At 41.7% G+C, this 23,414-nt stretch carries 22 protein-coding genes; 14 read left to right on the top strand and 8 right to left on the bottom strand.

The genetic code is table 11. The features are described from left to right. Positions 1–26: 26 nt before the first annotated feature. Positions 27–1,637 carry an L-lactate permease gene (locus CXF95_RS24730; RefSeq protein ID WP_232788027.1) on the bottom strand — a complete coding sequence of 537 codons (1,611 nt, stop codon included), beginning with the start codon at positions 1,635–1,637 and terminating at the stop codon, positions 27–29. Continuing rightward, the gene (locus tag CXF95_RS30920; protein WP_232788026.1) at positions 1,576–1,731 is read right to left on the bottom strand and encodes a hypothetical protein; all 156 of its coding nucleotides are present in this window, start codon (positions 1,729–1,731) and stop codon (positions 1,576–1,578) included. Before CXF95_RS30920 ends, CXF95_RS24730 begins: the two co-directional genes overlap by 62 nt. A gap of 199 nt (positions 1,732–1,930) precedes the next feature. On the opposite strand from CXF95_RS30920, the gene CXF95_RS24725 reads away from it, so the two are divergent. Continuing rightward, the gene (locus CXF95_RS24725; RefSeq protein ID WP_101201163.1) at positions 1,931–2,836 is read left to right on the top strand and encodes a LysR family transcriptional regulator; all 906 of its coding nucleotides are present in this window, start codon (positions 1,931–1,933) and stop codon (positions 2,834–2,836) included. 66 nt (positions 2,837–2,902) lie between these two features. Here the strand turns inward: CXF95_RS24725 and CXF95_RS24720 are convergent, their stop codons facing one another. Further along, entirely contained in the window at positions 2,903–4,030 is a 1,128-nt protein-coding gene (locus CXF95_RS24720) for a DcaP family trimeric outer membrane transporter (RefSeq protein ID WP_101201162.1), read from the bottom strand. A gap of 454 nt (positions 4,031–4,484) precedes the next feature. On the opposite strand from CXF95_RS24720, the gene CXF95_RS24710 reads away from it, so the two are divergent. Then, positions 4,485–5,630, top strand: a complete 1,146-nt coding sequence (locus tag CXF95_RS24710; RefSeq protein WP_101201160.1) for an alpha-hydroxy acid oxidase — start codon at positions 4,485–4,487, stop codon at positions 5,628–5,630. A gap of 188 nt (positions 5,631–5,818) precedes the next feature. On the opposite strand, the gene CXF95_RS24705 is transcribed toward CXF95_RS24710, so the two are convergent. Next, entirely contained in the window at positions 5,819–7,540 is a 1,722-nt protein-coding gene (locus CXF95_RS24705; protein WP_232788025.1) for an amidohydrolase, read from the bottom strand. 448 nt (positions 7,541–7,988) lie between these two features. Here CXF95_RS24705 and CXF95_RS24700 point away from each other — a divergent pair, with 448 nt between their 5' ends. The 6 genes from CXF95_RS24700 (at position 7,989) to CXF95_RS24675 (ending at position 14,352) form a co-directional block, all read left to right on the top strand. Next, on the top strand, positions 7,989–9,287 hold the full coding sequence (locus CXF95_RS24700) for an amidohydrolase family protein (protein ID WP_101201159.1): 1,299 nt from the start codon (positions 7,989–7,991) through the stop codon (positions 9,285–9,287). A gap of 125 nt (positions 9,288–9,412) precedes the next feature. Further along, on the top strand, positions 9,413–9,844 hold the full coding sequence (locus CXF95_RS24695) for a DUF3859 domain-containing protein (protein ID WP_101201158.1): 432 nt from the start codon (positions 9,413–9,415) through the stop codon (positions 9,842–9,844). A 62-nt stretch (positions 9,845–9,906) separates the two neighbouring features. After that, on the top strand, positions 9,907–11,064 hold the full coding sequence (locus CXF95_RS24690) for an iron-containing alcohol dehydrogenase (protein WP_101201157.1): 1,158 nt from the start codon (positions 9,907–9,909) through the stop codon (positions 11,062–11,064). Positions 11,065–11,331: 267 nt separating this feature from the next. Then, a complete protein-coding gene (locus tag CXF95_RS24685; protein ID WP_101201156.1) occupies positions 11,332–11,940 on the top strand; it encodes a glutathione S-transferase family protein in 609 nt (202 codons plus the stop codon). Positions 11,941–12,115: 175 nt separating this feature from the next. Beyond that, the gene (locus tag CXF95_RS24680) at positions 12,116–12,745 is read left to right on the top strand and encodes a DNA-J related domain-containing protein (RefSeq protein ID WP_101201155.1); all 630 of its coding nucleotides are present in this window, start codon (positions 12,116–12,118) and stop codon (positions 12,743–12,745) included. Positions 12,746–13,125: 380 nt separating this feature from the next. Continuing rightward, positions 13,126–14,352 (top strand): threonine/serine exporter ThrE family protein, encoded by a 1,227-nt coding sequence (locus tag CXF95_RS24675; protein ID WP_101201154.1) that lies wholly within the window; start codon positions 13,126–13,128, stop codon positions 14,350–14,352. 300 nt (positions 14,353–14,652) lie between these two features. Here the strand turns inward: CXF95_RS24675 and CXF95_RS24670 are convergent, their stop codons facing one another. The 3 genes from CXF95_RS24670 to CXF95_RS24660 form a co-directional block, all read right to left on the bottom strand. Continuing rightward, positions 14,653–15,657 carry a YhdH/YhfP family quinone oxidoreductase gene (locus CXF95_RS24670; protein WP_101201153.1) on the bottom strand — a complete coding sequence of 335 codons (1,005 nt, stop codon included), beginning with the start codon at positions 15,655–15,657 and terminating at the stop codon, positions 14,653–14,655. Positions 15,658–15,780: 123 nt separating this feature from the next. Further along, on the bottom strand, positions 15,781–16,251 hold the full coding sequence (locus tag CXF95_RS24665) for an FKBP-type peptidyl-prolyl cis-trans isomerase (protein WP_101201152.1): 471 nt from the start codon (positions 16,249–16,251) through the stop codon (positions 15,781–15,783). A 70-nt stretch (positions 16,252–16,321) separates the two neighbouring features. Then, complete coding sequence (locus tag CXF95_RS24660; protein WP_101201151.1) at positions 16,322–17,629, bottom strand: MFS transporter; 1,308 nt, start codon at positions 17,627–17,629, stop codon at positions 16,322–16,324. 1,021 nt (positions 17,630–18,650) lie between these two features. On the opposite strand from CXF95_RS24660, the gene CXF95_RS24650 reads away from it, so the two are divergent. Next, entirely contained in the window at positions 18,651–19,694 is a 1,044-nt protein-coding gene (locus tag CXF95_RS24650) for a metal-dependent hydrolase (RefSeq protein WP_101201149.1), read from the top strand. 14 nt (positions 19,695–19,708) lie between these two features. Here the strand turns inward: CXF95_RS24650 and CXF95_RS24645 are convergent, their stop codons facing one another. Next, positions 19,709–20,161 (bottom strand): cytochrome C, encoded by a 453-nt coding sequence (locus CXF95_RS24645; RefSeq protein ID WP_101201148.1) that lies wholly within the window; start codon positions 20,159–20,161, stop codon positions 19,709–19,711. A 187-nt stretch (positions 20,162–20,348) separates the two neighbouring features. Between CXF95_RS24645 and CXF95_RS29730 the strand changes: the two genes are divergently transcribed. The 5 genes from CXF95_RS29730 to CXF95_RS24630 all read left to right on the top strand — a co-directional run bounded on the left by CXF95_RS29730 (position 20,349) and on the right by CXF95_RS24630 (position 23,398). Beyond that, positions 20,349–21,707, top strand: a complete 1,359-nt coding sequence (locus tag CXF95_RS29730; RefSeq protein ID WP_157828236.1) for a hypothetical protein — start codon at positions 20,349–20,351, stop codon at positions 21,705–21,707. Positions 21,708–21,865: 158 nt separating this feature from the next. Further along, entirely contained in the window at positions 21,866–22,180 is a 315-nt protein-coding gene (locus tag CXF95_RS24635; RefSeq protein ID WP_101201147.1) for a DUF2956 domain-containing protein, read from the top strand. Positions 22,181–22,345: 165 nt separating this feature from the next. Next, positions 22,346–22,522 (top strand): hypothetical protein, encoded by a 177-nt coding sequence (locus CXF95_RS30095; RefSeq protein ID WP_198556694.1) that lies wholly within the window; start codon positions 22,346–22,348, stop codon positions 22,520–22,522. Between the two features lie 32 nt (positions 22,523–22,554). Beyond that, positions 22,555–22,677 (top strand): hypothetical protein, encoded by a 123-nt coding sequence (locus CXF95_RS31225; protein WP_255418956.1) that lies wholly within the window; start codon positions 22,555–22,557, stop codon positions 22,675–22,677. Between the two features lie 94 nt (positions 22,678–22,771). Further along, a complete protein-coding gene (locus CXF95_RS24630; protein ID WP_101201146.1) occupies positions 22,772–23,398 on the top strand; it encodes a hypothetical protein in 627 nt (208 codons plus the stop codon). Positions 23,399–23,414 lie beyond the last annotated feature (16 nt).

The raw sequence follows: 23,414 nt of genomic DNA, 5'->3' as shown, positions 1-23,414 counted from the left end.
AGCAGACTCATATTTTTAAATATACCCTAACGCACCAAGGGACCAGTTATTTGCAAACCATATAAAGCAATCATCGCAATCCCGCCTGCACACACCACATAATACACTGTAGGTATCAATGTTTTACGCAGTGTTGCACCTTCTTGTCCGAGTAATCCAACCGTTGCAGAAGCTGCAACAACATTGTGAATGGCAATCATATTTCCTGCCGCTGCGCCAACCGCTTGACTAGCAATGATCAGAGTAGGTGAAAGGTTTAAGCTAAGTGCTGCTTCAAACTGAAACTGACTAAACATCATATTTGATACTGTATTTGAACCCGCAATAAATGCGCCTAGGGCCCCAATTGTTGGGCTGATCATCGGAAAGGCGCTGCCAAAAACATTAGCAAATAGCTCGGCACTGGCGACCGGCATACTGGGTATATCTGACAAGTTGACACCCGAGTTTATAAATAATCGCACCATAGGTATGGTAAAAATCAGCACGAATCCCGCGCCAAGTATTGTTTTACTGGAGTCTTTCATCGCGCCTGAAAGTGCCGCCATTTTTTTACCTGATTCACCTTGTAACATCGCGGCACACAAGGCCCCTATAAGCAGTAATCCGCCTGGTAAATATAAGGGGCTAAAGCCTGCACTAATACCTGTTTGCCCAAGAATATCAGAAAAATTAAGGGTGACGTCGGTTAGCAGTTCTTTAAAATCCGCAAAAACACGTGAACAGACTAACAGTCCTGCAACGATAAGATAGGGGACCCAAGCTACTACAACTGACATTTTAGGTGCCTCATTTATGTCATCCTGTTTAATGTTCAATTTTCCAAACCAAGACTCCAGCCATTCTGATTTATCTGGGAAGTCCCAGTGTTGTTTAGGCACTAGGAAACCTCTTTTGGCTGCGCTGGCCACAACAACCATGCTTACCAGACCACCCATTAATGAAGGGAATTCAGGCCCTAAGAAAATACCTGTTAATGTATAGGGAATAGTAAAAGATAGGCCTGCAAACAAAGCAAAGGGTAATATCTGAAGGCCTTCGCGCCAGCTGCGATTTTTTCCAAAAAAACGTGTCAGCATCATCGCCATTAAAACCGGCATAAAGGTACCTATAATCCCATGAATAATCGCCACTTCGGTGGTGATTAGTTGCATGAACTGCTCCCACTGTAATCCTTCAGTCGCAAGTTGTGCACCTATTACAGTTGAATCTAAGCCTTTATTGACACCAATTATAATCGGTGTGCCCACCGCACCAAAAGAGACCGGAGTACTTTGGATCATCATACCCATGAGTACTGCGGCTAAGGCTGGGAAACCGATTGCCACTAGTAGAGGTGCTGCAATAGCAGCCGGAGTGCCAAACCCTGATGCACCCTCAATAAACGTACCGAAACACCAAGCAATAATGATCGCCTGCACCCGGCGATCCGGTGAGACATGGGTAAAACCCTGTCTGATAACTTGAATCGCCCCTGTATGTTTGAGTGTGTTGAGCAGAAATATCGCTCCAAACACAATCCACATAACGGAAACGGTGATAATTCCCCCTTGTAGAATAGATGCAGAAACCCGTTCATATGACATGTTCCAAACAAATAGCGCTAAAATAATCGTTACGATTAAAACCACTGGCATGGCCTTTTGGGCCGGCCACTGCAATCCAAGCAACAACACAACCCGATATCACAATTGGAAGCAGTGCTAATAATCCTAGGGTTAACTCACTCATTCTATTCTCCAGGAGGGCATGACATTTATTACCCTTTTGTTAACTTGTTTGTTCGATGATAGTAGTTGTTAAGTTTGGGTTAACAAAACGTGACCGACTGTACTCTCGCTATTACATTTGATATATATGCATTAAAGACAATGTTTATTTCTTTTTTTGACATAATAAATGGGTGCAAAAGTAAAAAGTAGAGGGTGAAATGGTTAAAGCAGATGACATATTTTTATTTGTGAGGGTGGTTGATGAGGGCTCATTTTCTAGGGTTGCAGAAAAGCTTGAACTAACTAACTCAGTCGTCAGTAAGCGGATTGGGCGGCTTGAGAAAGAACTCAACGTGCAACTTCTATATCGCACCACGCGTAAGTTAAGCCTAACCGATGCGGGTCAAGCACTTTATGGTAAAGCGCGCTTAGCAAAGCTTGCATTGGAGGATGCTCAAGATGCCGTGACTGGTTACGGCGACGAAATTAGAGGGAAAATCAAGATCACTATGCCTGCGGTGTCCGCTGGTCTGGTTCTTAGTCACGCAACAGCAAAGTTTTGTCAGCACTATCCAGGGGTTGAAGTGGAAGTGTCTATCAGTAATGACTTTGTTGATTTAATTGACGATGGTTACGATTTGGCGATCCGTACAGCCCATTTAGAAGACTCTTCTTTGATTGCGCGCAGATTGATTGATTCACATTGGATAGTGTGTGCGAGCCCAAACTATCTGCGCCTAAAAGGTACACCTGTGATGCCTGATGATTTGTTACAGCAGCATTGTTTAATCTTCAAATCGGAGGGGACGGGCTCCGACCTATGGCAATTTCATATTAATAACGCACCTCATAATGTTCAGGTTCAAGGACGATTTCATACCAATAACCTCGATTCATTGCGACAAGCTGCATTAGCTGATTTTGGTATAGCGTACCTGCCAAGAGCATTGGTGCATGAGGAGCTGGTTTCAGGAAAGTTGATTTCGCTGTTAGCACAATACACCGGGAAAAAATTAGGGATCTATGCAGTTTACCCTCGCACTAGGCAGCCAGACAAAAAGCTCAATTTACTAGTTGAGCATTTCAGAACGGCTTTTCATGAGAAAAAAGACTACTTTTACTAATCGGCTCAAATTAAGGAAGGTTGATAACCCTTAAAGATAGATCCAATATTAAAAGCTGCAGTTAATCTAAAAGGCATATTTGGTTGAGAGCTGCAGATAGTGTGAATCAATCGATTCCATAGCTACGTCATCAACCGCGTAGTTACCAATCTCAACCCCCACATCTAGCTGTTTAGTAATGTTGTCAATAAAATTAATCCCCCAGTGCGAGCGTTTACGTTGCAATATGCCAGTCTCTGCAGCACCGTAAAACAAGGTTGAACGCAGTGTTTCACTCCAAAAATGACGATAGGCCATGGTAAAGGCGATCGTCTCTTCCACTTCGATTTCATCGGTTTGGGGATCGATCACAATATCTGGTGTCATACCCGCAGCAACGAAGCGGCCTGAACTACCCACAGTCACTTGAAAACGAAAATCGTCTTTATCTATGGTTTTAATTTTACCCGCAAGGTTAATGGCGATGGTGGGTTCATCGAGCCCTCCTTGGTCAATTTTACGTACTAAAGCGCCTATTGAAACTAATCCCCAATCGGCTGAATGATTATATCGAGCGACAAAATTGGGTAAAGCTTCATCGGGGTCGGCTTCATCACCAGACAGCCCAACCGCGCTTGAAGGTGCCCCAATGTCACCGTCTCCGTTCGTTTCAGTATTTTCGATAGCAAATTGCCAATTACCGTAAGAATATCGAATTTGTGTTTCGCGGGAAAACACCTCTCCTACGTGTGGTCCTCCAAAATCCAAAGATTCAGGCAATGCATGCAGAGGCATAAATGTGCTCCAGTTCTGCCCTACCATCCAATTTTTGTAACTGATATAGAAATGACGTAATCTTGGATTAGATGAGTTGCTGACCACTTCGTTGCCACCACCACCATACATATCAAATTCCACCACACCAGTGACATCACCATGGGTAATTTTGAAATTGAGGCGTGATTCCCTGACGTTGAATCCAGTATGAGAGGTCTCGGTCTTTTTACCTCCTGGAATATTGGCAATCCAATAGTCTTGGTAAGCAATATCACCATTGACATGCCTTACGTCGATTTTGGCATAACCACCCAGTGAAACTTTAGTGACTTCATTACCATTTTTGATATTCAGTAGCTCGACCGCTTGAGCACTACTGATGAGGGATAAACTAGCCAAGGTACTGGCTATTATTGAGTTAAAATGCATCGGTTTCATGGTGTTCCTATTTGTAACTGGTGTTAACGGTTTGTTAATTTTGTCTCGTTAGAAGGGCACAATCTACGGATGCATTCATTTAAGATAAACAGGCAAAAAGGCGAATGACTTTTTCCATAAATGACATAATCAATGGATAGATATGGGATATAGTGAGTGATGTGTGTAACCTTTGGTCAATCTAAAATGTGGACTAATGAAAGTGCATTTTTTTATTTTAGGGACTGTGCTGTCACTCAGTATGCGAAAGTTGGTGCGACTATGGGAAATTATGAATTTTTGATTATCAATATGATTTTCATGGTTTGGTTGCGAAATGCCGCTAAAAGTAACGATAAACTCTAAAATGTTGGTAAATTTAAGCACACAAAATAATACAACACTGAGATAGTGAATATTAAAGACGCCTGATGTTTGTGTACTCATTCTCTTAGAATTAACTTGGATACATATTATGCGATTGGCACAATGTCATAACTTTCACGATTTTAGAACCTTAGCCAAAAAGCGTGTGCCGGGCCCTATTTTTGATTACATAGACGGTGGCGCTGACGATGAAACTACTCAAAAACGCAACTCAAGGGCATTCGACGATTGTGATTTGGTTCCCAATGTATTGACGGGCGTAAAAGATATCGATTTATCCGTTACCGTCATGGGGCAAAAACTAGATATGCCGGTGTATTGCTCTCCAACCGCTTTACAACGACTATTTCATCATCAAGGAGAAAGGGCCGTTGCAAAAGCGGCTGAAAAATTTGGTACGCTGTTTGGAGTCTCTTCTTTAGGTACGGTAAGTATGGAAGAAATAGCCAAAGAAGTGAGTACGCCACAGGTTTATCAGTTTTATTTCCATAAAGACAGGGGATTAAATAATGCCATGATGTCACGGGCAAAAGATGCCGGCATACAAGTTATGATGTTAACCGTTGATTCTATTACGGGGGGCAATCGTGAGCGTGATTTACGCAGCGGATTCTCTATGCCATTTCGTCTAACATTGGGAGGGCTGATCCAATTTGCGATAAAACCTATGTGGGGGATTAATTATGTTACACACGAATCTTTTAAACTACCGCAGCTTGAAGGCCATGTAGATATGGGCAATGGTGCCAGTTCAATCGGCGATTACTTTACTAATATGCTTGACCCATCGATGGATTGGGACGATGTAGCAGAAATGGTTAAACGCTGGGATGGCGAATTTTGTTTAAAAGGCATAATGAGTGTAGAAGATGCTAAAAGAGCCGTGGATATAGGTTGTACTGGTATTGTCATCTCTAATCATGGTGGACGACAACTAGATGGTTCTCGTAGTTCATTTGATCAATTGGCTGAAATAGTCGAGGCCGTGGGTGATAAAATTGACATATTGTTTGATAGTGGAATTCAACGTGGCACACATGTACTTAAAGCCTTGTCACTAGGCGCTAAAGCCGTAGGTATTGGTCGAGGGTATTTGTATCCCCTTGCCGCTGCTGGTCAAAACGGTGTTGAACGGGCATTAGGACTGATGCGCGCAGAACTTGAGCGTGATATGAAGCTCATGGGAAAAACGTCTATAAAGGAGTTAACGGTTAATAACCTCAGATTTAGGTAAATATAGAACCAAAAATTTAAATAGATATTTGTTTTATAGTTATTTGATAAAACTAATTTGAACCTTTTGGAATTAGGCGGTATGAGGGCTATAAAAAAGCGTGATGCCAAATATAAGCGCATCAGACTTTTTATTACTTTGACAAATTCTTAACGTTTAAAATTGATACCCAACTTGCAAGAAACTGCCTATATTCTATTTTGATAAGTGATTTTTCCGCCTACTATGGTCATGAGGTTTTCTGATGTCAAAATATCCGCTTCTGGAACGCTAAGCCAATCTCGGTCAAGTATTGTGAAATCGGCATATTTCCCTACTTCTACAGAGCCACGAATATCTTCTTGAAATGCGCCATAGGCAGGCCATATTGTAAACATTTTAAGGGCTGTTTCGCGTTTTACAGCAAGCTCGGGATGCCATCCTTCTCCGGATGTTCCATCAAGCCTTTTGCGTGTCACCGCCGCGTAAAACTCAATCCGTGGATCTCCCTGTTCTACTGGCGCATCAGACCCACCCAGGATCATCAAACCGCGGTCAATCAATTGCTGCCATGGGTAAGCGTGACCAAGGCGTTTGGGACCCAGTCTATCGGGTGCAAAGTTAAGATCACCAATTCCGTGGCTTGGTTGCATAGACACCAGAATACCCAAACTAACTAAACGTTCTTGGTCTTGAGGTGGAATAATTTGTGCGTGTTCAAGTCTCCATCGAGGCTCAGCTACTGCTCGTTCAGATTTTGGCACCGCATTAAACGCTTCTTCGTACCAATCCAAAAGTTCACGAACCGCCCGGTCTCCAATCACGTGGGTTTCGATTTGAATCCCTTGACGTAGTGCTGCTCGTAAAATGGGATCTAGTTCTTCTTTGGTTGTGCGGTTCATAAATCCGTTATGATCAGCGTCCGCATAATTTTCAAGTAGTGCTGCACCGCGCGAACCAAGCGTGCCGTCGATATACACTTTAATACCGCGCAAATCGAACATGTTATCGGCTGTTGTTTCGCGGCCGCGCTCAAGCATTATCGCCGCTTCCATCACATTTGCTGCCGCATATATACGAGTAGACATATTTCCTGCTGCGTGAATTTCCTTGATGATTTCAACGTTAACGTAGGGCATTCCCGCGTCTTGGGTATTGGTCCAACCCACTTTGGCGTTTTCATACATGCCTTGCATCAGGCTGTCTTTTTTATATTCCCGTGTTTTTGGCGGAATAAGACCCCGAAAAATATTCATGGCAGTGGCAAGAATATAACCGTTTGGCGTGCCGTCTGCTTCACGCTCAAATTTTCCACCCAGTGGATCAGGATAATCTTTGGTTATGCCGGCAAGCGCCAGTGCCTTTGAGTTAACAAGGGCAGAAACGCCATCTGCACGTGGCATAAACAGTGGTTTGTCGGCAGTAAATGGATCAACGTCATGTCGTGTGAGAAATCTTTTTTCGTCGGTCCATTCCCGTTCAATCCAGCCACGGCCCTGAACCCACTCATTCGCAGGTACCTTTACTGCGAAGGTTTTAATGGCATCAACGGTTTCTTTCAGTGTTGTAATACCGAACAGGCTTAATGTTTTTGGACGCTGTCCAACACCTTCCACGTGTTGGTGGCTGTCGGTGAAACCTGCATAGACATATTTTCCCGCCAAATCCATTATTTGTGCTTCACCGCACATATATTTGGCAGCATTGGCATTTGATCCCACAAATATAATTTTATCTCCAAGCACTGCTGTTGCTTCAGCGGTCCACTGTGCGTCATTTGCTGTATATATCTTTGTATTGTGCAACACCATATCCGCGACGAGACATTCTGCCGCCATTTCTGCAGTGGACACGTCATTTTCAGCGCATGACATCAACAACAAACTAAGGCCTAGGGCACTGGTTATTTTTAACTTGTTTTTGAGATTCAAAATTTTCTCCTACAGAAGCCTTTTTAAAGAACAATAATCAGATATTGCTCCATATATGTACATGTTTTATGGTGGTTAGATTAATAGGATATAAAAATCATGCAAGCAGAAATGCATGTAAATTAACCCGCTAAATTAGTAGGGAAGCCATGTTGTTCCTCCTCCTAATAACGCATGAAAAATGACATCTAAAGCGAAATTGCCTTTCTCATCATTCAGTTTAACAATAAGAATAATGACTCTATACCCAACTGAATCGATGCATGTTGTATAGATCAAGGATGTTGTTTATTCTGCTTATACAAGGAAAAAAATATGCAGTGTTTAGGGTCATTATCACCTCATTACTGGGTTAATTCCTCAAGGTTTTGGAAGCATGAGAACACTTCTTTAAAGTTCCTGTAAACGTTTCTACCGTTAAATCACAATAATCAGAATAGGTACTAAGATGATCAAAATTATCAGCTTGTTGACATGTTTTTTTGCGTTTTGTATATCGACAGCGTCTGCTGACAATGTATGGGTAATTCATGCAGGAAGTGTGTTAGTGACACCAGGTGAAAAACCCTTGAGCAAGCAAACTATTGTGGTGCGAGATAATCGCATTGAGCGCATTGCAAATGGGTATATTCCTGCAGCGGATATAGACAACGGTGCCAAACTCATTGATTTAAAAGACCAGTTTGTATTACCGGGCTTAATGGATATGCATGTTCATTTATTGTCTGAGTTAAGTGCGTCAAGCCGCACCGATGCACTTTATGTCACCACTTCTATGGAAGCCCTTATGGGGGCGCACTTTGCGAATAAAACCTTGATGGCTGGCTTTACCACCGTCCGTGATCTTGGCGGTAATCCAGAAGCTATATATGCATTACGGGATGCCGTAGGCAAAGGATTAATACCCGGACCGCGTATTTTCGCAGCTGGTAGTGCCCTAGCTGCCACTGGAGGACATGGTGATATTGATGGTGTTAAACCAGAGTTGCTCAAGCTTTGGACTCCTGAAACCATTTGTGACGGTCCATACGAATGCCGCAAAGCCACACGTAATGCCATTAAAATGGGCGCTGATTGGATCAAAATCACCGCTACCGGAGGTGTTCTCTCGGATACTGCCACTGGTACAGATCAGCAAATGACTGATGACGAGCTAACTGAAATAGTCGTTACAGCCCATAGCTTAGGAGTCAAAGTGGCCGCTCATGCCCATGGCACTAACGGTGTTATTGCAGCCCTTAAGGCTGGTGTAGATAGCATTGACCATGGCACGTTTTCTGATGCTGAAGCGATGACACTTTTCAACCAAACCGGTGCCTACTTAGTGCCAACCTTATCACCTGGCGTTAAGCTTCCGTCAACGATGGAAGGAAATCCTTTTTTCACCGATGCTATCAAAGCTAAAGCCTACGCTGCCTCAGCGGCCGCCCAGCAGACCTTTCTGAATGCTTATAAAGCCGGGGTTAACATTGCCTTCGGAACCGACTCGGCTGTGACTCCACATGGAGAGAATGCCGATGAATTTGTTATGATGGTTGATGCAGGCATGTCAGCTGCGGATGCGATCCGCTCTGCCACCATCACCAGCGCTGAACTACTCGGTGTGCAGGACAAACTAGGTACCTTAGAAAAAGGAAAGCTTGCCGATATCATTGCAGTATCCGGCAACCCTTTGAAAGATATCTCTACCTTAAGGAATGTGCATTTTGTTATGAAGGGCGGCATGGTAATGAAATCGGCTGATTGATGCCGTTTTCCTTAACTGCAGAAAAATCTGCATTATCTACACTTTATGACTATCTGCCAGCAATGATAACAGTATTCAAGCGTGGGCATTTCTATCACTTAAAACATTGATTTTTTGGAGTTTAATTGTCTAAGTTACGTACATCTTTTGAGATGACCAGTTACGGTATTTATGAAAGCTGGGATGAAAAAAGTAAAAGCCTTCCAAAAATCAAAACGTTTACTACCCGTATCCCAATACAATTAGATATTGAATTTGGTTTTATTCTTAAGGCTAAAAAATCTAAAGGAAAACGCTTAGATTGGAGCATTTTTCATCCTGACGTACCCGATGAAAGTGGACATGCCATGCCGCCCTTTGAGGGAGTGGTATATATAAGAAATAATGATTGGGAATTTTATCTAGGTGACACAGTATGGGCACCTATTCACGATAAAATCGGAGATTGGCGAATGGTGATAGAGTTTGATGGCAAAGTCATTGCGCAGAAAACCTTCAGTTTATTAGTAGAACACACAGAGGGTGAGATCCAGTTCTGGAAAAAAAGAGGTTATTAGATTTAGTTGTGGATGATTTAACCGCTCTAGCTTAATTTTAGAAATAATCAGGAATCATAATCATGTTAAATTTTAGTTTTCAAAATACGACTCAAATCCGTTTTGGTGAAGGTCAAATAGCCTCGTTAAGTAAACAGATCCCTAGTGATGCAAAAATACTGATGACCTATGGCGGTGGCTCAATCAAAAGTAATGGCGTTTATGACCAAGTTGTTGCAGCTCTCGCCAAGCATACGTGGTTTGAATTCTCTGGCATCGAGCCAAACCCAAGTTACGATACGTTAATGAAGGCACAAGATATTATTAAAGAAAATAATATCGACTTTATTCTAGCCGTTGGCGGTGGTTCGGTGGTTGATGGTTCTAAATTTATCGCCGCTGTGGCGCTTTACGAAGGTGAAGATCCTTGGGATATAGTGAGCAAACAAGTACGTATTACCAAAGCGTTGCCACTTGCTTGTGTACTTACTTTGCCAGCAACCGGTTCGGAGTCAAATACTGGTGCGGTAGTGACCCGCAATGGTAATAAGCTACCCTTCGCAAGCCCTCTGGTTCGTCCTATTTTTGCGATACTCGACCCTGCGGTAACACTTTCATTGTCCGACCGCCAAATCGGTAACGGTGCTGTGGATGCGTTTGTTCACACTATGGAACAATACCTTACCTACAGCGTGAACGCTAAGGTGCAAGACCGTTTTGCTGAAGGACTATTGTTAACTTTAATCGAAGAAGGACCAAAAGCATTGGCCCCTGAAACGTCTAAAGACCTAGACGTGCGTGGCAACATTATGTGGGCAGCAACGATGGCGCTTAATGGTTTAATTGGAGCCGGTGTACCGCAAGATTGGACCACTCACATGATTGGACACGAACTAACGGGTACCCATGGTATCGACCATGCACGTACTTTGTCCATAGTATTACCTGCTGTGATGAAAATACGTAAAGAAGCAAAGCGTGAAAAATTATTACAGTACGCTGAACGTGTCTGGAATGTGACAGAGGGTGATGAAGATGCACGTATTGATCGGGCTATTGCATTAACCGAGCAGTTTTTTGAAAAGATGCAAGTGCCTACTCGTTTATCCCATGTTGATTTAGGTGTAGCGGATATAGATTTGTTAATCGAAAAACTAACGCGACACGGTATGGTGAAGTTAGGTGAACATAGCGCTGTTACACCTGATATCAGCCGAGAAATATTAGTAACTGCTCTTTAATTCGACCTTTGGTATAGGACAATCAAGATGACAATTGTAAATCAACATCATTCTACGGTTCAAAGTGTGCAGGTTAATCGCCAGTGGACATTCGCGACGCGTCCGGTGGGTGCGCCAACGTTAGGTAGCTTTCATCTTCGGGATGGCAAGATTATGCTATTTCCGATGGCGTCAACTTATTAAAACTAGGCAAAAACTTTGGCAAGCTTGTGATGCTCGTCGATCCTGACGAATTATAATTAATAACAACTTTTAAAGAGACATATTATGTTAACAGTACACCATTTAAATAAATCTCGTTCTAAACGCGTATTGTGGTTGTTAGAAGAGCTAGACATGGAGTATCAACGTATTGATTATCAGCGTGATGCTCAGACGAATTTAGCCCCTGAAAGCTTGAAAGCAGTTCACCCGCTGAGTAAAGCACCCATTATCGTTGATGGTGATATTACCTTGTGTGAGTCTAGTACCATAATGGAATACATTTTGGATCAAGACGTTGAAAAACGTTTACGCCCTGAAAAGGGGACCAAAGAATATTATCAATATCTGGAATGGTCACATTTTGCTGAAGGATCCTTGGCATTACCGGTGATGTTTAGGTTATTTATGGGCATGGAAACCCGCAGCGGCGACCAAAAGATGGACGGCTATATTGCTAAAGAAGTGGCTGTAGACTTTGGTTATATTGAATCTATTTTGGCTGAGCGGGAGTATTTTGCAGGCACTGAATTCACCGCTGCCGACATTATGATGCAAATCATGCTAGAAATTGCAGCTAGTCTTGGCTTGCTTAAAGGTCGGGATAACACCTTGGCTTATTTGGCAAAAGTGCAAGACCGCACTGCTTATAAGAAAGCGGCGAGCTTTGGTTAGATATTCAGACTGCAACGATCTTAATATCAGCTTACCAGTTGCAGACTTCATTCGTTTATTTGAAACCCGCTTTAATGGGGGGTTATCATGATTAAGGCGAAAAGGGGCAGCCATTTATGACCAGAGTCTTTAGATGAATGAACGCTTAGATACAAAGTTTGATACGGAGAGTTAATTGCCACACAAGTTTAACGAACTACAAAGATTACTAATCGATGCACTTGTCACCTTTCGATCACAGTTTGAAGAGGGGATCAGCGAGTATGACTTAATCAAGGCCTTAAAAAGTCCGCCTTACTTGGTGTTTGATGAGCATGCTCTGGGAGACGCGTTGATGATGTTTCAAACACACTTTGTGTTGTTTCACTGTCTTTATCAGTTGAAGAATCAATGGCGCGAACAAAAAATAGGGCAGTTAGACATTGGGCTGACGCGTATTACCTTACTCCCTATTTTGGAGTCTGCTGCCAATATTCAAACAGAAGACCCACTTGCTAACTACTACTTAGACTGGAGTAATTTAAGCGCTACCAATGAGAATGACGTGGAAGCCTTGTTAGACAGTTTTTGGCAAAAAATGGTAGGTTATGATCATCATGCCAAGCTCTCTGGATCGGCACTTGAACGAGCTTGTATTACGATGGAAATTGACGCGTTGAAGGATACTAATTTATCTGAACTCAAGCAGCAATATCGAAAACTACAACACGAAAACCATCCCGATAAAGGTGGCAGGAATGAAGTGTCTCAGTCGATATTACAGGCATACACACAGCTGCGTAAGCATATTACTGCCGGTGGTTAATATTGCTTTTTCATGTTTTATGACTGTCAGCATAGAAAATAGTCTTTGACGTTTTCATCTCGCATTCAAACCCCTTTTAAACAAAGGCTTTTGACATTGCTAACGGCTAATTTGCAATGGTGATGCCATGAAATACACTGTGTCCTGCTAATTTTCATTGCGCAAATTAAGCACATTTCCTCCTTAGACCATGCCGCAATATAGTCTTTTTATAGTGAACTTTATTCATTAGTTATTCTAATTGAAATAGTCAAAAAATGTTCATTGCCCCTAATGATATCTATCACTAAAATCCACGCCTTGATTATCACCTTTGTATATGCAAGTAGCTTTTTTAGCGCTCCTTGCATGACCTTAACTTTTGAAGTAGTAGCAGAGAAATGGACCAGTTAGAGTTTATCCAAATACGTCGTTTTATCCTTAAACTGGCTAAAATGTTGCACAAGTATGGCTCACCCTCTTTTCGTTTGGAAGCGTATTTAACTGAAATTGCTACGCATTTTGGTCTGCATGCATCCTTTATTTCTACACCCACCTCGTTAACTATTGTGTTATGGAGTGATGGTCACGAAGAGGAATATAACCATTCTGCACGCATGCAGCCGGGTGAGCTGGATATGAATTCCTTGTCTAGGACTGATGAATTAGCCCAAGAGTTGCTGTCTGGCGAAATCTCCCTTAATGAAGCCGATAAACGCTTGAACGAGATTGACGTCATGCCCAGTCCTTACGGCAAGAGCTTAACCGGTTTTGCTTTTGGCTTGTCTACCAGCGCATTTGCAATGTTGATGGGAGCCGGTTGGTCAGAAATTATGTATTCTGGTTTGTTGGGGGTAATGGTGTACTTGTGGACCCTATGGGCACTTCGTTCAAGACGGGTTAATTTGATGCTGGAGCCTGTGGCATCTTTTACAGTGGGCTTTGTGGCGTGTGCGATTAACCATTACTCATCATCAGGATTTAACATCTGGCTGATCATTCTTTCCTCTTTGATCATATTAGTGCCGGGTTTGTCATTGACCATGGGATTAGCTGAATTGTCTTCACGGAATATGGTATCTGGAACGGTGCGGATAATGGATGCCACCATGCAGCTATTTAAACTGTATTTTGGTGCTTTTTTAGGGGTGAGTTTGGGCTACCAATTATTTGATCAACAAGAGCTGGCAATGGCTGTCACCTTGCCTGTTTGGGTCAACTGGTTAGGCGTACTCATGCTTAGCGTGGGTCTGGTTGCTATCTTTCGAACTCGAATGAAACATGTGCATTGGGCAATCGCTTCCACCTTTATTGCCTATGGGACATCGACTTGGAGTTCAGGTTACCTTGAAAACGGACTTGGCGCTTTTGTGGGGGCATTTGCACTGGGGGTATTTGCGAATCTGTTTTCACGGATTGTTAACGCTCCCTCTACTATAGTGGCTATGCCCGGTTTAATTGTGCTGGTTCCGGGGTCAAAAACCTATATTGGATTGAATTTGTTTATCTCAGGCCAAGATATTATCAAAACCGATCATATTGGTCAGGAAACCTTCTTAATATTGATGTCTTTGGTGGCAGGGTTAATATTCGCTAACGTGGTGATGCCCACCAGAAAATCGTTGTAGTGGCTAGTGGCTAGTGGCTAGTGGCTTAGGGCGCAAACGAATAGAAGGATAATTTTGCTAATAGGTAAAGTGGAGCCTATACCAAGGGGAATACACTACTTCTTTGAATTGAGTTTTAGCATTTAATCACTCATTTTTTATCTCTTAATCCTAACCACCACACAACAACCGCTTTACGAGAGTAACAAGGTTGCATAATCACGACTCAAAAGTGGTAACTGTGACTATCGGAGGCAGCACACCATAGTGTATGACCCCGATAGTTTATGCTCTTCACTCATGCACTATAAATTTACTATTTTAACCTTGTAAATTGACCAAATAACGCCCCACAACCTTAGCCTGCATAAAGCGTTTCAGATATTCTGGGGTTTGTTCTAAGGATATTTCTTCACATAAATTTTGCAGATTCGGCAGCTTCATATCGCTAGCGACACGTTGCCAAATATGTTGTTTATCACTAAGTGGGATATATACCGAGTCCACACCGAGTAACGACACACCTCTGATAATAAAAGGAAATACGGTAGAGGAAAATGAATCAGAAGACGCGAGTCCACATGCGGATACGCCGCCACCGGATTTAATTTGTTTTAAAAGGTTACTTAGATAGTCACCGCCTAAGGTATCTATTCCATGAGCCCATCTTTCTTTTCCCATTGGCAGATCAGCTACTTCATTGAGCACATCACGATGCAATACTTCATCGGCACCAATAGACTTTAAATGCGCAGTTTGTTCAGGTTTGCCTGAAAAGGCTACCACGCTATAACCCAATTGCTTCAGGAGGGCGATACTGATACTGCCGACCCCCCCAGTTGATCCAGTCACCGCAACGGGGCCATCTTCAGGACGTGCACCCATTTTTTCTAGTTTTTGGACGCAAAGAGCCGCTGTTAAACCGCCAGTTCCGTAACTCATGGCTTCTTTTAAGGTTAAATTATCTGGGCGTTTAACTGCCCAGTTGGCGGGAATGGATATCATCTGACCTAAACCGCCTGGGGTGTTCATACCCAAATCATAGCCAAACATCACTACCTCATCTCCGGGCGAAAAGGTGCCTGACTTATCGCGCACAACAACACCTGCAGCATCTATCCCGGGAGTATGAGGAAAATGTGCGCTGACCCGTTTATTGCCGCTAGCAGATAACGCATCTTTGTAATTCAATGATGAATAGTGAACATTAACGAGTAAGTCATTTTCTGGTAAGTCACTCACTGAGCGATTGACTATATTCAAAGTAAATTGTTTATTGGCGGTTTCTTCTACCAGCAAAGCTTTAAAAGTATTGAGCTCAGACATAGTTGCAAGTTTCCTTGATGATTAGAGTGTTTATCACTGTAACAAATAGGATTTGTTACAGCTAGAATTGTTGACTGCCATCAAGCAGACTATCAGTCATCCCATTGACAGATAGCTACTTCATTATTGGATGTCTAAAAGTGCCACTTCAAAAATGAGTAACGAGCCTGAGGTTATTTTTCCCGTTGCTCTATTGCCGTAGCCTAATTCAGATGGGACGAAAAATTTAAATTTATCACCAACAACCATTAATTGAACCCCTTCGGTCCAACCTTTTATGACTTGATTTAAAGAGAAACTGATAGGTTCATCACGTTCTACTGAGCTATCAAATACTGTGCCGTCTAATAACGTACCGTGGTAATGGACTTTTACCGTTGTGCTTGCACTTGGGTGATCACTTCCTTCACCTTTTTGTAATACTTGATATTGCAAACCAGAAGCCGTTTCTATGACACCTTCCTTCGCTTTGTTTTTTGCTAAGAAGTCTTTTCCTATCGCAATATTTTCAACTGCTTCTTTTTTATTCATTGAGTTTCTAGCGAAGTAGAAAATCGTCAATGCAATGACAACCGCTAAAACAATAAATTTCATAACTCGTCCTATTAATGTTTGATGATGGGTATTCTAACACTCGATTCTTTTTGAGGGGGAGCATAATATGTCACATTTTCTCAGGCTTTTGCTGCTCTTGCTGCCCATGTGGGAAGTCTTCTGGTGCATACAGCACCTCTTCAGATTCTGGGTGCATGGGCAGTACATTCGGTGATGTGCGCACCATAGCCACGTAATGACTTTCATGGTCTTCGGGTATTTCAACAATACGTGAGCGAATTAATTGTATGATAAGCACCACGCTAAAAACGGCTAACACCATCAGATAATAAGCCGGTAGGGCGCCAGCGCCCATATATTCCAAAGCAAATCCAGCAACAGTGGGTCCAACAAAAGATCCCAAGCCGTAGATCATCAAAAGGCAGCTGGAACCGGCTACCAGATGATCTTTATGTATACGTTCCACAAGATGCACTACCGAAATAGGATATATAGCTAACACTAGGCCGCAAAAAATGGCTGACAATCCAGTAATTAGCCCCCGCTCAACTGCTAAATACTTAGCACACAGAGCCATAGTCAATGCCAACAGACTACCCAGTATAAAAGTAAATAAAATGACACGTCGACGATCCATTCGATCAGACCAACGGCCAACAGGGTATTGCAGCAATGCTCCCCCGAGAATAGAAAGGGATATAAAGACAGCAAGTTCATTTTCGGTATAACCTAGGCCGCTCACAAATATGGGTGTCAGGCCCCAAAATGGTCCCATAATCAGCCCTGATACTAAGCATCCCGTTACTGCAACGGGTGCGGCATCAAATACTTTTAAAATACTCATGGATGGCATATCAACATCCACATTCGGTTGTTGTAGTCTGGTCCAAGAAATTGGCATGATTGCAGCTGTGACAAGTAGGCTCGCGACTATGAAAAGTGTATAACCGGTGGCATTGTCAATCAGCAGAAGTTGTTGGGAAGCGGCAACCGCTAACAGGTTGATTAGGGTATATACGGAAAATACGCGACTTCTGTAGGCGTCCTGTGTTTGACCATTTAACCAACTCTCGACCACTGTATACATAGCAAATACCCCAAAGCCAGTAGCAAATCGAATAATTAGCCATGCGTAAGGAGAGATAACTAAGGCGTAAGCCAGCGTGCAACAGCCAAGTAAGGCAGTACAGAATGTAAAACAGCGGATATGGCCCATCCGCTTGATCATCTTCGAAGCCATCAAAGTCGCGATGAAAGCGCCCAAAAAATAGACCGAAGTGAGGATCCCTAAAAACTTACTTGAAAAGCCCTCTGCAATCCCACGAAGTATCAGCAGTGTGCTTAGTAAACTATTCCCCAATAACAGCAAAAATATAGCCAAAAATAAGGCTGTGATGGAAATAAGGATTGAACGCATGAGATTTCCGAGAAACTTTTGAGATGGTTAAAAAGGTGCAGTATAGCCGAACAAATTTTTACGTAAACAACTCTTTTTATGGATGTTGATTAAGGTTAGTTCATTGGTTTATAGACCCATTTTTTAGGGGGAAGGGTCTGTGAGGGTACCTCATGATTGATACCCAAATCAGTGTAGGGGGATTTGGTTTTGAGATGTTTTTTGTAGTGTATTCTATATATAGATCAAGGGCTAACGCTGTGAATGGCGATTAATATAACCCTATTTCATATGTTTATATTTTTGGTAGACCGATACCGGGGAGGGTATCTTCAGCAATTAATTATATTAAAAAGAGATAACGCTAAAAACAAGTGGTGGGTAATTGTTACCGTGTATTCGTTTTACCCAACTTTTAGCTTAAGAATAATATAGATAATGAGAGAACACTGAACTGCCAGCCTATTTTAGGCCACCCTGTACATTTAATTGGGAGAAATACCCAGATTCAATAAGCGGTCATAATTGAGGCGCGAATACCTGATTTTCCGTAGTGGCAATAATGGTCGTTTTACGACTACGCAGTCTTGCTCGAATATGAAAATGATATCGGGGCAATCTATGATCACGATAGACGACTTATTTATTTTAAATGCGTGGCCTGTTAGCCTTAAAAATTCACGAAACCTATTGAAATATTTGTTTTTCAACTCGTACTCCTTAGTTGTTGGGATTCTATATGCCAATGTAATATCTGGCATTATTAAGTCAATTGATAACACATATAGTTCATTATTCTGATAAATAAAATTTTCCATTGGATATTTTATACAAGAGATTAAAAACAAGATTGAGACAAGAGATTAAAAACAAGATTGAGCTTGAAGTGTCATCATGATGCAAAATGGGTTATTGGAATAGATTTTGGAGGATGACATAGGAAAAAGCATGACTTAACTGGTCTAGACTTGAGAGTTAACTCGTATCACCTAATCAATAATAGATAACCTGAACTCAGGTTAGTTAAGTATACAAGGGCAGTATGGATTCATTAACGCAAGCAGTATTGGGAGGTGCGGTTGGTTATGCTGTACTCGGTAACAAAGTGGGTCGTAAAGCGGCTATCTACGGGGCTATTCTGGGTACTTTGCCAGACTTAGATGTGTTTTTACCTTACGGAGGGGAAGTCGAAGCTTTCACTTTTCACCGAGGATTTAGCCATTCTTTATTAGTACATTTGTTAATCAGTCCGTTGATCGTATGGTTAATAAGCACATACGATCAAGGTGCAGCACAATTTAAGAAACACTGGTTTTGGCTGGTATTTCTGTGCTTATCCACCCATGGGATTTTAGATAGCTTCACGGTTTATGGTACACAATTGTTATGGCCTATCACTGAGTATCCCTTTGCTATCTCTAATTTATTTATTATTGACCCTGTTTATACCTTGCCTTTATTGATCGCTTTTATTGTTGTGTTGTTACCCAATATTAAGCCCAAACGTGCTTCTAAAATCAATCTGTTTGCCATAGTAATCAGTAGCCTTTATGCGTGCTGGTCTTTGGTGGCAAAAGTCTATATAGACAACACAGTAGCCATAGCTCTTAACGATAGACAGATAAAAGTTAATCATTATTTGAGTACACCTGCGCCATTATCCACATTGCTTTGGCGAATATTGATCATGTCGGATGATCAGTATTATGAGGGGTATGTGTCTGTTTTTGATTCGGCATCTGATGTGAGCTTAAGTGTGTATGACTCGTCAGACTATCTGCTCGACAATATTCAAGATGAATGGGGTGTGCAGAGACTTCAATGGTTCACTAAAGGATTTTATTCAGTCAAACAGGATGAACAGAATATTGTGCTATCTGATTTACGTATGGGCGTGGAGTGCAGTTATGTTTTTAATTTTATTGTAGGTAAGCAAACAAGCAATGGGATTGTTACGGGCACTTTTGAGAAGGTGAGTGGTCGGCCTGATTTGAGTCAATTAGGCAATATTTGGGATAGAATTTGGGATGCTTCAATTTCATTGGCTCCCCACAAAAAAAACGGAGTGTGTGTCACCAGTGAATAGTAATTGCCCCCTCATTACTCAATTTCATAGGGCCCAAAATACGTATATTCATAATGGGGTATCTTATAGTTAGGTTGTAAAAAAGTGACTAAATTGACTAGCTCAGTGACTGTCATCACATCATTAAAGACCAGCATTTTTGACACACCCTGCTGTTGGATAAGTGCAAGTGGGTAGTTGTGGGCTAGCTTGTGAGAGGGGTTAATGACCGAGGTGACCAGATCGGCATAGGTTTTAACCCGTGTTGAGGTGTCGCCTAATAGTACTGGGGGTTCAAATTGTTTGTTGACCATTTCATATGCAAATCCATCAAGATTATGACAGGCTAGGCACTGATAATTCATGAAAACCTTCTCACCCTCGACGGCATCTCCCTTGGGCAGACTAAAGCCTACCGGAGACTCAGGGCCAGGAACACAAGCTTGCAAACCAAGGATTAAGGCAATAGAAAACAGTAATTTATTCATATTTATGTCGCGTTTGTCACAGACCTAATGTAAGTCCCTCTAAGATAAGCGAATATCGTCGTTAATAAAGCTTCTAATATGTGGCTTATTGACGCACATCAAGTCCCGATAGAGTTAGACTTCTTCTGGTTAGCAAACCCTTCAATTTTGAGGTATTTTCCTTAGGTTAGATTTACGGTGAGTCATATTGAAACACACTAAAACCCATTCCCAATCTGAACGTCCAGAATCGGTAAGACCTGAAGTCGCCGCGGGCTTACCTGGTGCGCCATCAGCACTACACAAATATTTGCGTAAAACAGGTATCGACCCCGACAGATTATCCATCTTACATTTAGGCCGACCCGCTTATCTGCACAAGTATACAACCCCACCTTGGGTAGTGCGGATGGCTGTGGGATATCTGTTATGGATAGCGTTATTTCTTCTTGAGGTGTTTTCGATTGAGCTACCTCACTACCTTGAAGCCATATTTTCACTTGTGGTTGGACTGATTATTATTCAGGTGGCCTGCCAGGTTTTGGTGACTGCCACTGAGCGCTTTGCGGCGCGAATGGGGTGGACCCACTATGTGGCAGGGACAGCGTCAGAAATCCTGTCTACTTTGCCTGAACTTGTGGTTATTGGGTTCCTTGTGCCGGTGAGCCCTTTGACTGCCTTTATTGTTGCTATGATAACTATCTACAACAATGCCTTGGTGTTTAGTATTTATTCTTACTTTCTGCCAAAAGACTATAAAGGCAAATATCTGATGCCTAAACCCATTACAGATGCTGGCACCCAAGTGTTGATTGCTGGTGGTGCCTTGGGGTTGATTTTGGGCATTGTTATGTTGATTTTTTCTTCGAAGGGACACCCTAAACAAGCTTTTGACGCTATTGATTTGACTGTTATTGCATGTTTGCTGTTGGCCATTTTTGTAGTGTATCTCTATAAATTGGTAAGAGACCTTGGGAAAGAGGAAGATGACGTCCAAGCCACACTAAAATTAACCGAAGACGAAATGCTAGAACGGCAACAATTGGCATTCAAAAATGTTGAGCGAAGCAGCCTAGGTCAAATCATATTATTGCTAGCTTTGGGTATTTCAGGTGCATTTCTTGGGGGCGAAAGTATTGCCGATTTTGCTTCAGTCGCAATAGAAGAAATGGGACTCAGTGGAATTGTCGCGGCAATGATCCTGGCCGGTTTTGCTGGTATGAGTGAATACGTAATATTGTGGACATCTCATCGTAAAAAAGAATACGGAATAGCTTTGGCAAATGCCTTTGGTGGCATTGCACAGTTACTATTTTTGATTGTGCCTTTTACCTTTCTTGCCATCGCTTATTATCAAGCATTTGTTAACCCAACCCAACCCGATTTACCTATCTTGTTTTCGGTGCCAAATATTTTACTGTTAATATTTCTGTTTCCTACCTTACATACTCTGGCGTCGCTATTAGAAAATGATCATACAATGGACATTCTTGATACCACAATAATGGTGGCGCTGGTGGGGTTACTGCTAATACTGCTGGTAGCCTATGGGACAGCCCCTGGATAAAACCCCGTGAACAAAAAAATCATGATTGAGTTAATCTGATTTTTTTCCTACGCAAATTAGCAAGGCCATTAAGATGATAAACATTAAAAAAGTACTTGTCTTAAAGTCACTCATAAACTGCTAATATTCGGATAAATTCTTATATACTAAATCCAAAAATGAAACATAAAGTATCTCCTGAAGTTGAAGTGCAAGCGATGAAAATGGCCAAAGGCACCCAAAAAATGGGTCAAACTAAAGACCAAACTAAGTTAATAGCTCAAGGTATTGAGAAGGGGATTGCTGAATATAAAAAACAGCAGGGTAAAAAGTTACGTGAAATAGATAAACAGCGTAAACAAAGAATAAAACAGCGAGATAATGAAAGTACCGAAACCGTGGAATCGGCATCTAATCATAATCCTATGAAGGCTTTGCCATGGATATTGCTAGGGTTAAGCTGGTTAGGTTTTACCGCTTATATTGTTCTGTAACACTTAAGGTTTCGGGGCAAGGTATAGAGGCACGTTGTAAGCCGTTACCAGTGAAACAATAGTGGATATTCTTGACGCATTTGACACCAATTATATTTGCGTATATTGTTTGTATATACATTGTGTAGCATGTTCGAAAGCTCTCCTTATATGGTTATAGATTAGATGATCAAAAAACAGCGGACTAAGCTAGGTAAAAAAGATAGCCAATTGGTTATCCGTATTAATAGCAAAGAAAGAGACGAATTTGTATCACTTTGCGAAGACTTAGATTCCAGCGCAGCAAGGGAACTAAGAAAATTTATTCGTCGTTTTGTGGCTGAACATAAAGCGGTAAATTAAAATGTGCAATTTTGCACTTAGGAGAAAATGAAATGGCTAAAGCATCCAAAAAAGTAACTAAGATCAAAGATGAGATCAAATTAAGAAAAGCAAAAATGAAAAAACAGGCAAGTAAAATAAGCAAACTTAAAAAAGCGTTGAAGAAGGCAGCCTAACGCTGTTTTTTAAATAAAGGAAAGGGCGGAGAATTACAACGTCCTTTAGACTTCACTTTTTTCTTAAACCCTTCTGAACATTTAGAGCCTTAAAATGACTAAAAAGACCGCAAAAAAATCTGCAAAGAAAGTAACAGTAGAAAAAACCAAAAGTGCAGCTACTTTAAAAGAAATTAATAATACACTTACGTCGACCAAAAAAGATCTAGAAACTCAAGTAGAAGACTTAAGTGCCCAATTAAAAAAACTGCGTAAAAAATCAGGTAAAAAAGCATCGAAAATGCTTAAAAAATTAGATGCAAGCTATCACCGAAGATTAGTTCATTTGCAAACTGAATTCGAACAAGGACTTGCGGCGTTATCAACAGTGCAGGATAAGGTGCTTGAAAGTTTACCCAATATTTTCTCTGTCAAAAGCAATCCAACTAAAACTGGTAAAGCCAAATCCACTAAACCTGTCGCTCTCAAAACTAAAACGCCAATATCAAAACCACGACCTAAACCGCCTGTTAAGACTCCGACCATTGCATCAATCAAAGGCATTGGACCAGTCATGCAAAAAAAACTAGCTGAACAGGGTATTACGACCCTTGCAGATATTGGAAATACCCCGAAAAGTAAAATTGAGGCATTAAAGCAGTTTGAAAAGGAAAGAGGATTTAATACCTGGAAAGAACAGGCAAAGACACTGTTAGCCAATAATGAATCTAAAAATAGTTAATTGTGAGCAGACTCTT

It is taken from the genome of Paraglaciecola sp. MB-3u-78 (assembly GCF_002835935.1).
In the GTDB taxonomy this organism is placed as follows: domain Bacteria; phylum Pseudomonadota; class Gammaproteobacteria; order Enterobacterales; family Alteromonadaceae; genus Paraglaciecola.
Note: the sequence above shows the minus strand (reverse complement) of the source record. Positions and strands in the feature narration are given on the sequence as shown.